The organism is Psychrobacter sp. 1U2 (genome assembly GCF_051847575.1).
Map to the genome: position 1 here is coordinate 1 of NZ_JBPYDC010001878.1, position 506 is coordinate 506.

At 45.1% G+C, this 506-nt stretch carries 1 protein-coding gene; it reads left to right on the plus strand.

Annotated features, from left to right (window positions below; all coding sequences use genetic code 11):
- On the plus strand, window positions 1–506 hold a 506-nt coding region (locus ACS8FD_RS24905), incomplete at both ends, for an AAA family ATPase (protein ID WP_439277813.1).

Genomic DNA, 506 nt, shown 5'->3' on the forward strand with positions numbered 1-506 from the left:
CGCACCGCTACGGCGTTTGGTCGAGCAAAATCATCTGCCTTCGATTATATTGCATGGAGAGGCAGGTATAGGTAAGACGACGATTGCCATGCTACTAGCGGATACGGTTGGGCGTCCTTTTCACGCTCTCTCAGCGCTTAATACTGGCGTCAAGCAATTACGTGAAGTATTAGACAGTAAGGACTCCTTGAGTTTTGAGTCGCCAGTGGTGTTTATTGATGAGATTCATCGTTTTAATAAAGCTCAGCAAGATGCGTTGTTAGGCGCTGTCGAGTCTGGTGATATCACCTTAATTGGCGCAACGACAGAGAATCCATCATTTAGCGTCAATAATGCCCTACTTTCACGTTGCCAAGTATATCGCTTAGAACCACTTGATACAGAGCAAATCGCGACCGTACTAACGCGTGCTATCAAAGAAGATACGGTATTAAAAAACCTAGCTATTGATTTGCAAGCCCAGGATTTTATTAGCCAATTAGCGCATGGCGATGCACGTAAAGCAT